The organism is Endozoicomonas sp. SESOKO3 (genome assembly GCF_024606255.1).
Genome location: NZ_JAHHPR010000495.1, coordinates 1 through 7,797, shown reverse-complemented (window position 1 = coordinate 7,797; position 7,797 = coordinate 1). Strand labels below are relative to the sequence as shown.

The 7,797-nt window shown below is 50.3% G+C and carries 9 protein-coding genes; 6 read left to right on the top strand and 3 right to left on the bottom strand.

Annotated elements, in window-relative coordinates:
• The first annotated feature begins 131 nt into the window (after positions 1-131).
• From sucC to KDK18_RS08600, 4 genes are all read left to right on the top strand, one after another.
• On the top strand, positions 132-1,298 hold the full coding sequence (gene sucC / locus KDK18_RS08615; protein ID WP_257254494.1) for an ADP-forming succinate--CoA ligase subunit beta: 1,167 nt from the start codon (positions 132-134) through the stop codon (positions 1,296-1,298).
• A 2-nt stretch (positions 1,299-1,300) separates the two neighbouring features.
• Positions 1,301-2,173, top strand: coding sequence for a succinate--CoA ligase subunit alpha (sucD, locus tag KDK18_RS08610; protein ID WP_257254493.1), 873 nt, complete (start codon positions 1,301-1,303; stop codon positions 2,171-2,173).
• 95 nt (positions 2,174-2,268) lie between these two features.
• Positions 2,269-2,451: a hypothetical protein gene (locus KDK18_RS08605; RefSeq protein ID WP_257254492.1), complete on the top strand. Its 183-nt coding sequence runs from the start codon at positions 2,269-2,271 to the stop codon at positions 2,449-2,451.
• Between the two features lie 32 nt (positions 2,452-2,483).
• Positions 2,484-2,627 carry a hypothetical protein gene (locus KDK18_RS08600; RefSeq protein WP_257254491.1) on the top strand — a complete coding sequence of 48 codons (144 nt, stop codon included), beginning with the start codon at positions 2,484-2,486 and terminating at the stop codon, positions 2,625-2,627.
• Between the two features lie 63 nt (positions 2,628-2,690).
• Here KDK18_RS08600 and KDK18_RS08595 read toward each other — a convergent pair whose 3' ends face one another.
• On the bottom strand, positions 2,691-3,248 hold the full coding sequence (locus KDK18_RS08595) for a Smr/MutS family protein (protein WP_257254490.1): 558 nt from the start codon (positions 3,246-3,248) through the stop codon (positions 2,691-2,693).
• A gap of 207 nt (positions 3,249-3,455) precedes the next feature.
• On the opposite strand from KDK18_RS08595, the gene prmB reads away from it, so the two are divergent.
• Complete coding sequence (gene prmB, locus KDK18_RS08590) at positions 3,456-4,442, top strand: 50S ribosomal protein L3 N(5)-glutamine methyltransferase (protein ID WP_368736495.1); 987 nt, start codon at positions 3,456-3,458, stop codon at positions 4,440-4,442.
• 108 nt (positions 4,443-4,550) lie between these two features.
• Entirely contained in the window at positions 4,551-5,639 is a 1,089-nt protein-coding gene (aroC, locus tag KDK18_RS08585) for a chorismate synthase (protein ID WP_257254489.1), read from the top strand.
• 67 nt (positions 5,640-5,706) lie between these two features.
• Here the strand turns inward: aroC and KDK18_RS08580 are convergent, their stop codons facing one another.
• The gene (locus KDK18_RS08580) at positions 5,707-6,078 is read right to left on the bottom strand and encodes a hypothetical protein (RefSeq protein ID WP_257254488.1); all 372 of its coding nucleotides are present in this window, start codon (positions 6,076-6,078) and stop codon (positions 5,707-5,709) included.
• A gap of 288 nt (positions 6,079-6,366) precedes the next feature.
• A partial coding sequence (locus KDK18_RS08575; protein ID WP_257254487.1) for a long-chain fatty acid--CoA ligase occupies positions 6,367-7,797 on the bottom strand: 1,431 nt, incomplete at its 5' end.

The following is a 7,797-nucleotide window of genomic DNA, read 5'->3' as shown; positions in this document are numbered from 1 at the left end:
ATTTTGATGAGTCAGTCGGACAGGCGCCAGACCAGGAAGTTAATTTCGACACCTGATGGGTCGAAATAAAAAAACCTTTTATCCACGGATGTGGGTAGGAACTTGATTAAAACAACAATGGTAGCTTCAGTATGAATCTCCATGAATATCAGGGCAAGCAGCTGTTTGCTGAATATGGCCTGCCGGTATCCAAAGGTATTGCCTGTGATACACCGGAAGAAGCAGCTGCGGCCGCAGACCAAATTGGCGGAAATCAGTGGGTTGTTAAAGCACAGGTTCATGCAGGTGGTCGCGGTAAGGCTGGCGGTGTAAAGCTGGTCAGCTCCAAGGAAGAAATCCGTGAATTTGCTGAAAAGTGGCTAGGCAAGAACCTGGTCACTTACCAGACAGATGAAAATGGTCAACCGGTTAGCAAGATTCTGGTAGAAAACTGCACCGACATCGCTCAGGAGCTTTACCTGGGGGCTGTTGTGGACCGTTCTACCCGTCGCATCGTTTTCATGGCTTCCACTGAAGGTGGCGTAGAAATCGAAAAGGTGGCAGAAGAAACACCAGAGAAGATTCTGAAGGCTACAGTCGATCCTTTGGTAGGCGCTCAGCCCTATCAGGGGCGTGAACTGGCTTTCAACCTGGGTTTAAACGCTACCCAGGTTAAGCAGTTCACCAAGATCTTCCTGGGTCTGGCCAAACTGTTCCAGGATCTGGATCTGGCTCTGTTGGAAATTAATCCACTGGTTATCACTGAAGCTGGCGATCTACACTGCCTGGATGCCAAGCTGAACATCGATAGCAACGCCCTGTACCGTCAGCCCCGCCTGAAGACCATGCATGATCCTTCTCAGGAAGACGCTCGTGAAGCTCACGCTGCTCAGTGGGAACTGAACTATGTAGCTCTGGATGGCAACATCGGTTGTATGGTAAACGGCGCTGGTCTGGCTATGGGTACCATGGACATCGTTAAGCTATCCGGTGGCGCTCCTGCTAACTTCCTGGACGTGGGTGGCGGTGCCACTAAAGAACGTGTCAGTGAAGCATTCAAGATCATCCTGTCTGACGACAGTGTTAAAGCGGTACTGGTTAACATCTTTGGCGGTATCGTTCGTTGTGACCTGATTGCTGATGGCATCATCGGTGCGGTGAAAGAGGTCGGTGTTGAAGTGCCTGTGGTTGTTCGTCTGGAGGGCAACAACGCTGAACTGGGTGCTCAGAAGCTGGCTGAAAGTGGACTGGACATCATCGCTGCAAGCAGTCTCTCCGACGCTGCAGGCCAGGTAGTAAAAGCAGCGGAGGGTAAATAAGAATGAGCGTCCTGATTAACAAAGAGACTAAAGTAATCTGCCAGGGCTTTACTGGTTCTCAGGGGACTTTTCACTCTGAACAGGCTATTGCTTATGGTACTCGGATGGTCGGTGGTGTCACTCCGGGTAAAGGTGGTCAGGAGCATTTGGGTCTGCCTGTATTTAACACTGTCGCTGAGGCAGTGGCTAAAACTGGCGCTGAAGCTTCCGTCATCTACGTACCTGCTGCTTTCTGTAAGGATTCCATACTTGAGGCTGCCAACGCCGGCATCAAGCTGATTGTTTGTATCACTGAAGGTATTCCTACTCTGGACATGCTGGAATGCAAGGTTCGTTGTGACGAGCTGGGTGTTACCCTGATTGGTCCTAACTGCCCGGGTGTCATCACACCGGGTGAGTGTAAGATCGGTATCATGCCAGGTCACATTCACCAGCCTGGTAAAGTCGGTATTGTTTCCCGTTCCGGTACCCTGACTTATGAAGCAGTTAAGCAAACCACTGACTTTGGTTTCGGGCAGTCTACCTGTGTTGGTATTGGTGGTGATCCGATTCCCGGGTCCAATTTTATCGACATTCTGAAGCTGTTTGAGGAAGATCCGCAGACAGAAGCGATCGTTATGATCGGTGAAATAGGTGGTACTGCTGAGGAAGAAGCGGCTGCTTACATCAAAGAGAACGTAACCAAGCCCGTTGTTTCCTACATTGCCGGTGTTACTGCACCCCCGGGAAAGCGTATGGGGCACGCAGGTGCGATTATCTCTGGTGGCAAGGGTACTGCTGATGAGAAGTTTGCTGCTCTGGAAGAAGCCGGTGTTAAAACCGTTCGCTCACTTGCAGAAATTGGTCAGGCACTGAAAGAGAAAACAGGCTGGTAAGAGTCTGACCCGGTCAGCTTTAAATGATTAAACGGCTCATCTCTCAGGAGGTGGGCCGTTTTGTTTTGTGCGCTGAGTATCGCGCGTAGCGCCAAATGGCGCTGTTCCGTTACGCACTGTGGCGGCTCGATGACTGGGTGGTGAAAGTTCATTGTCAGTCTGGCAAGGGTTACCTCGGGAGGTCTGCCATCCTGCCACAGGCTACCAGTGTCGTGAGGCATTGCGATGGGGCGGCAGAATTCAGAAGAAGTCGTAGTAGCTTTGTTACCTCAAGCTGAAGGACGGAACAGGTTAAATGGATTGAGAGCCGATGACGACAGGAGCAGCAGTAAAGTCTGTTGAGATGCAGACACTCAGTGCAAAGTGGGTCGATCAGCCTGTTGAATTTGGAAGTCAACCACTGAGGCAGCTCGACGCTGAACACGACGTTGTACGTGCATGGCAACTGGTCTGATGGATCATCGTCGCTCCCGGTTGCAGGCTATGAAGGATCGGCGCCGAATCTCAGTAAGGCTCATCAAACTCTCCTCTTTAGTAGCACAAGAAGCGATCCTGTCCCGCCTTCTGAAGGCGGTGCTGAGCAGAATGCCAGAACTTCCGGAAGCTGCCGTAGCCAGTGATTGACATGGCTTTTCAGTGTGTTTTGACGATTTGCACTACGGTGTGATTTGCCGTGGATAATTCGAACGCACTGCATGCCTTCATTACGACAGAACAGCAGGAAATCTGATACCAGTTCCCTGGCCTCCTCAATCTTGTAGCCGTGAAGATCCAGTTGATACTGGATGGGTAGTGATCCCTGACGTAATTGACGCATGCGGGTATGTTGAATGCCTGATCTGCTGAAATCCAGTTTTTGCTCTGGTTCAATGGGTTCGATCCAGGCTTCCGACAGGGCGGCACCTTCAGGTTTGTTTTCCATCTGGGCTGCCCGTCGACGGGCCCTGAGTGTGCAGTCCGGGACGGTGGTCGGTTTCCTGAGCTCTACGGAGCGGTTGGCTTTCTTTAATGGCCGCACGTCCACCATGGCCTCTTTAAACAGGCCTTCCTGATCTTCATTATCGTCTTCGGTCATTGCTCTGAGCTCATCTTTAAACAGGTTTTTCAGCTCCGGGGAGTTTGAAATACAGGGTATTCTATCCTGTATTACAGCCTGACAATACTATGGCAGGCTGATCATACCCGTTTGCGGCGAAAAAGTGGTTCTTTGCCTGTGCCCGAATATGCTACCTTATGACGGTTTTGCAGGGGAGATCCTGATTGTGCTTCCTGAGGAGAGAGTGTGACTGAAATCAGTGAGATGCATACTGGCGAGCCATACTGTGCCAACGAGGCTTATGGTGGCCTGGTCAGTATTCGGGACTTCATTCGCTGGGCTGCATCACGATTTAATGAGGCCGAGCTGTTTTTCGGGCATGGCAGTGATAACGCTCTGGATGAAGCTTTCCATCTGGTTTTTCAGGTATTGCAGTTACCTTGGGAATTACCGGAACCTTACATGGATTGCCGACTTTCCCTGACTGAGCAGAAGAGAGTGGCAGAACTGATCGAGCGCAGAGTTTCAGAACGCAAGCCCTTGGCTTACCTGGTCAACCGGGCCTGGTTCTGCGGTCGACCCTATTACGTTGATGAACGGGTATTGGTGCCTCGTTCACCGATAGCCGAACTGATTCAGCAGCAATTGCAACCCTGGCTGGGGGATATCCGGGTCGAAAAGGTGCTGGATCTGTGTACGGGTTCCGGTTGTATTGGTATTGCAGCGGCTCATGAGTTTCCAGAAGCCACGGTCGATTTGCTGGATATTTCGGAAGATGCCCTGGAAGTGGCTGGCATCAATATCGATAGTCATGAGCTCTGGGGCAGGGTTCAGGCCATTCGTTCTGATCTTTTTGAAGCGATAGACCATGCTCCGGAAAAGCCGAAGTATCAGTTGATTGTCAGCAACCCGCCCTATGTGGATGCTGAAGATATGGCAGATTTTCCGGATGAGTTCGGCCACGAACCGGAGCTTGGTCTGGCGGCGGGAGAAGATGGTCTGGATATGGCCCGCGTAATTTTGGCTCGTGCCGCTGACTTTCTGGATGAGAAAGGGCTGTTGGTTCTGGAAGTGGGTAACAGTCATTGGGCTTTGAGAGATGAGTACCCTGCTGTGCCCTTCATCTGGCCAGAGTTTGAAACAGGCGGGCATGGCATCCTGATACTGGATGCCGGGAACTGTCGTAAGTATCAGCCTCTGTTTAGCAGCCGTGAGCGAAGAAAGCAGGCTTAAACAGCCATGAGTGACTGAAACCTTATTCTGGAAAAAGGTTTCAAAGTAAAGCATTAAACCCCTGACGGCAGCAACGACAGACAACCGTCAGAGGAGGGGGAAGTCAAAATGGCAGGCAATAGCATTGGCCAACTGTTCAAGGTTACAACCTTTGGTGAGTCCCACGGTATTGCCCTGGGCTGTATAGTGGACGGCTGTCCTCCGGGCATAGCTCTGAGTGAAGCGGATCTGCAGAAAGATCTTGATCTGCGTAAGCCCGGTACCTCCAAATATACGACACAGCGTCGTGAGCCGGATCAGGTTAAGATCCTGTCTGGTGTTTTTCAAGGCAAAACTACCGGCACACCCATTGGTTTGCTCATCGAAAATGTGGATCAGCGCTCCAAGGATTATTCCAATATCATGGATCTTTTCCGTCCAGGCCATGCTGACTATACCTATACCCATAAATACGGTTTTCGTGACTACCGGGGTGGAGGGCGTTCTTCTGCTCGAGAAACCGCCATGCGTGTCGCAGCCGGTGCGATTGCCCGTAAATATCTGCAGAGTCAGGGCGTCGAAATTAAAGGTTATCTGTCCCGGTTGGGCACGATCAGTATTGACAAGATTGACTGGGATGAAGTTCGTAATAATCCTTTCTTCTGCCCGGATGCGGATAAAGTGCCCGCCATGGAGCAATTGATCGACGACTTGCGTCGTGAGGGTAATTCCACCGGTGCCAAAGTGACCGTGATGGCTACCGGCGTGATGCCGGGACTGGGTGAGCCTGTCTTTGACCGACTGGATGCCGATTTGGCTCATTCTCTAATGAGCATTAACGCCGTTAAAGGTATTGAGATAGGCGATGGCTTTGAGTCTGTGGCACAGAAAGGTACAGAACATCGCGATGAACTGACGCCTGAAGGTTTTCTGTCCAATTCTGCTGGTGGTGTTCTGGGAGGTATCAGCTCGGGTCAGGATATTGTTGCTCATATTGCCCTGAAACCCACTTCCAGCATGACTGCACCTGGCAAGAGCATCAATATGCAAGGTGAACCGGTTGATGTGGTCACAAAGGGGCGTCACGATCCTTGTGTCGGTATTCGTGCCGTACCCATTGCTGAAGCCATGATGGCGATCACCCTGATGGATCACCTGATGCGTCATCGAGCTCAGAATGCTGATGTTGTCAGTCCAGCTCCGGTTATTCAAGGTTAGACCTGAATAATCTGGTACCCGGGCTCGGGGGCTTCCTTATACACGGTTAACACCTGTCAGTGGCTTACTATTTCCCAAACTGGTTGATGTCTTCGGCATCCCAGGCGTAGTTAATCCAGTAATCGTGAATGTCCTCTCCGGTGAAGAAGTGGCTCAACTTCTCTGGCAGGGTGCCTTTCTTTTCTTTCAGTTTGTTATGAACGACGAATGCGGCAAACTCAGTTTCAGGGTGTGTTTCATAAAGGTGGTTTAGCGTGAACTGAAGTGTGGTTCTTTCATCATCGACTTCGTCAATGACCAGAACTTTTTTCCCGTCGAGGTGGGTGCCTGTTTCCAGCCACTGAAGTTTGACCGGTGTCTCTGAAGGTGCAGTACCTGTCTCGTCGCTATAGCGGGAGAGGGATACAATCAGAATCGGTTTGTTGATGTAAGTGCGCATGATGCGTGCCGGAATCAGACCACCGCCACCAATGGCCAAAGGTAATCAGGCTCAAATCCAGAGGCTTTGATCTTTTTCGCTGAGGCGCAAATGGTGTTATGGATATCGTTATAGGTGAAATTATATTGCTCCATGAGCACTTAAACCTTTAGATGAAGGAAGGGTCTGTTGACAGACCAATAAAACTGGAGCCGGGAAGGATAGGCGATTTACTGCCGATAAGCCAAGTAGGGCTTTCCACTGTAGCAGTGAGAGGCCATCCTGTTTGAGAATGGCCTCTCCGGGAGATCAGGATGACGTGGCCGGTGTGTACATGGCTTCAATTTCTTTGCGGAAACGTTCCATAATGATCTTTCTGCGTAATTTCAGCGTTGGCGTGATCTCTCCCATTTCGATGGAGAATTCACGGGGTAGCAGGGTGAACTTCTTAACTTGCTCGAATCGAGCCAGCTCTTCCTGAATGTGATCCAGCCGACCCTGAAACATGGCCTGGATATCGGCATTGTGGATCAGGTCCATTTTGTTTTCATAATTCAGGTTAATGCTTTTTGCGTATTCTTCCAGTGCTTCAAAGGCAGGAACAATCAAAGCAGAAACATAGTTTTTGGCATCAGCAATGATGGCGACCTGTTCAATAAAACGATCCTTGCCCAGTGTGCCTTCTATGTATTGGGGGGCAATATACTTGCCGTTGGACGTTTTCATTAGCTCCTTGATGCGTTCGGTAATACGCAGCTGACCTGTTTCATCGATCAGACCTGCATCGCCGGTTTTTAACCAGCCGTCAGCGTCAAAGGTTTTGGCTGTTTCATCCGGTTTTTTGTAGTAGCCGCGCATCAATGTCGGTCCTTTCACCAGAATTTCGCCTTCCTGTCCGATTTTAACTTCAGTGCCGGGAAGTGGTGTGCCGCAGCTGCCAAACCGGTAACCGGTATCGCGGAAGCAGGTTACCGTCGCCGTGGTTTCAGTCATGCCATAACCTACTTTGACATTGATGCCCAGGGCGTGGAAGAAACGGTTGATGTCGTCATCCAGTCGGGCACCGCCACAGGGCATGAAACGAATGCGCCCACCCAGCTTCTTCTTGATTTTGCTGAACACCCTTTTATCGGCGAGCTGGTTCAGGCTTTCCAGATAGGCAGGTACTGTTTTGCCCTGGCGCTTCAACTCCATAGTGGTGCGACCGACCTTCATGGCCGTTTTGAAAATAAAGCGTTTAACCGGAGAACTCTTTTGGATCATAGTGTTCACTCCGGTATAAATCTTTTCATAGAAGCGTGGTACGGCACAGACGACTGTTGGCTTTAGCGCTGGCAGTACCTCTGCAATTCTGGTCGGATCTTTGAGGTAACAGTTAACAGCTCCCCGGGTCAGTACATAATAACTCCAGGCCCTTTCAAAAATATGGCTCAGAGGCAAAAATGCAATGGATACATCGGTGTGATCAATATGAATCAGAAGATCGTGTGACTCAAAAGATGCGCCGATGCTGTTGTAATCCAGCATAACGCCTTTTGGTTGACCGGTTGTACCTGAGGTGTAGATCAAAGTGTAGAGGTCGTCCAGAGACTGATTTTCCAGACGTTCCGTCAGTATGTTGGATTCGGCAGGAGCACTGGCCATAAAGTCACTGAAATACAGAGCCTGACTGCAGTTTTTCAGATCAGTCCGGGAGTCAAATACAATGACTTTTTTCAGGCATTCGCACGTGTCCAATAG

What these genes read in the sequence shown, in the direction of transcription:
- sucC (WP_257254494.1), top strand. Translation starts at nt 132, where the DNA reads ATGAATCTCCATGAATATCAGGGCAAGCAGCTGTTTGCTGAATATGGC.
- sucD (WP_257254493.1), top strand. Translation starts at nt 1,301, where the DNA reads ATGAGCGTCCTGATTAACAAAGAGACTAAAGTAATCTGCCAGGGCTTT.
- KDK18_RS08605 (WP_257254492.1), top strand. Translation starts at nt 2,269, where the DNA reads ATGGCGCTGTTCCGTTACGCACTGTGGCGGCTCGATGACTGGGTGGTG.
- KDK18_RS08600 (WP_257254491.1), top strand. Translation starts at nt 2,484, where the DNA reads ATGACGACAGGAGCAGCAGTAAAGTCTGTTGAGATGCAGACACTCAGT.
- KDK18_RS08595 (WP_257254490.1), bottom strand. Translation starts at nt 3,248, where the DNA reads ATGACCGAAGACGATAATGAAGATCAGGAAGGCCTGTTTAAAGAGGCC.
- aroC (WP_257254489.1), top strand. Translation starts at nt 4,551, where the DNA reads ATGGCAGGCAATAGCATTGGCCAACTGTTCAAGGTTACAACCTTTGGT.
- KDK18_RS08580 (WP_257254488.1), bottom strand. Translation starts at nt 6,078, where the DNA reads ATGCGCACTTACATCAACAAACCGATTCTGATTGTATCCCTCTCCCGC.